The organism is Aeromicrobium sp. Leaf272, assembly GCF_001422865.1.
GTDB lineage: Bacteria > Actinomycetota > Actinomycetes > Propionibacteriales > Nocardioidaceae > Aeromicrobium.
Window position 1 is genome coordinate 247514 of the sequence record NZ_LMMY01000011.1, and the last position, 1715, is coordinate 249228.

The window sequence follows — 1715 nt, forward strand, 5'->3', positions numbered from 1 at the left end:
GCGGCGCGCTCGTCGGCATGCTGGTCGAGCGCGTGGCCCTGCGCCCCATGGTGGGCAAGCCGGTCTTCACGCTGGCGATCATCACGATCGGCATCGACATCGTGCTGCGCATCGTGGCCAACCGCTACATCGGCGCGCAGCCCAAGATCGTCACCTACCCCAGCGGCAGCGAGCGGCTGGAGCTGCTCGGGCTGTCGATCTCCTACCAGCGGATCGGGCTGATCGCGGTCACGGCGCTGTGCGTCGTGGGCCTCGTCGTCTTCTTCCGCGCCNTCTTCGCGATCGCCTGGGGCATCGCCGGTGGCCTCGCCGCCATCGCCGGGACCTTCGTCGCCGCGGGCGCGGCGGGCATCGAGCAGACCAGCTGGACGATCGCGCTCAAGGCGCTGCCGGCGATCATCATCGGCGGCCTCGACAGCGTGCAGGGTGCCGTGATCGGTGGGCTCGCGGTCGGGATCGTCGAGGCGATCACCGCCACCTACCAGCCCGAGTACGCACCGTGGCTGGGCACCAACTTCGCCCTCGTCGTCCCCTACGCCCTCATGTTCGTGGTGCTGCTGGTCAGACCGTACGGGCTCTACGGCACCAAGGAGGTGGAGCGGGTATGAGCATCACCTCCCCGTTCCGACGCGGCGGCCTGCGCAGCCGTCCGCTCGCGCGCACCGACTACGCGCAGGACATCGCGCTCGTCAACACGCCCGGCAAGCGACGCTCGCTCGTCGTCATCCTGGTGCTCTCGTTCCTGCTGCCGTTCCTGGTCGCCGACGACCTGCTGCAGGTGCTGGCGCTCGGCATGATCTCCGCGGTCGGCGCCATCGGGCTGAACCTCGTCACCGGGTACGCCGGACAGGTCTCGCTCGGGCACGCGTTCTTCATCGGCCTCGGCGCCTACACGGGTGCCGTGCTGGGCGGGAACCCCGACGGACCGGTGCTCGGCTACGGGCTGCCGATGTGGATCTGGCTGCCGGCCGCCGGCGTCGTCGCCGCCGTGGCCGGCCTGGTCGTCGGGCCCATCGCGGTGCGGCTGCGCGGCCTCTACCTGGCCATCGTGACCCTCGGGATCGTCTTCATCGGCGACCACGTGTTCCGCAACGCCCGCGACATCACCGGCGGCGCCGGCGTGGGCCGACGTGGCGCCGAGCTGGAGCTGTTCGGCATCGACTTCGCCCAGGCCGGGCCGCTGCTCGGCATGGAGATGTCGCGCGAGCAGAAGCAGTTCTTCCTCGGGCTCGTGTTCCTCATCGTGTTCGCGATCATCGGCCGCAACATCGCCCGCTCGGGCGTGGGTCGCGCGTTCGGTGCCATCCGCGACCGCGACGTCGCCGCGGCCGTCATCGGGGTGGCGCTCACGAAGTACAAGGTCATGGCGTTCGCGATGAGCTCGTTCTTCGCCGGCGTCACGGGCGCCCTCTACTTCGCCGTGGTCGGCGTCTTCGAGCCCGGCGCCTTCAGCCTGCTGCTGAGCATCCAGTACCTCGCGATGATCCTCATCGGCGGCGTGGCGACGATCAGCGGCTCGATCATGGGCGCGATGTTCATCGCGCTGCTGCCGCGGATCTCCACCGAGATCGCCCACTACGTGCCGCTGATCAGCACGAGCGCCGTCGGCGGCGGCCTGCTGACCGTCTTCCAGCTCGAGGCGATCATCTACGGCGCCCTCATCGTCTTCTTCCTCGTGTTCGAGCCCCGCGGCCTCTTCGGCATCTGGATGCGGG

At 69.7% G+C, this 1715-nt stretch carries 2 protein-coding genes and 1 pseudogene; all 3 read left to right on the forward strand.

The genetic code is table 11. From position 1 onward, the window contains the following. Positions 1-272 (forward strand): annotated as a pseudogene (locus tag ASF38_RS19190) (branched-chain amino acid ABC transporter permease); the annotation flags it as partial. 42 nt (positions 273-314) lie between these two features. Beyond that, positions 315-608, forward strand: a complete 294-nt coding sequence (locus ASF38_RS19195) for a hypothetical protein (protein WP_235497595.1) — start codon at positions 315-317, stop codon at positions 606-608. After that, on the forward strand, positions 605-1715 hold a 1111-nt coding region (locus ASF38_RS08300), incomplete at its 3' end, for a branched-chain amino acid ABC transporter permease (protein WP_056575109.1). The genes ASF38_RS19195 and ASF38_RS08300, both read left to right, overlap by 4 nt.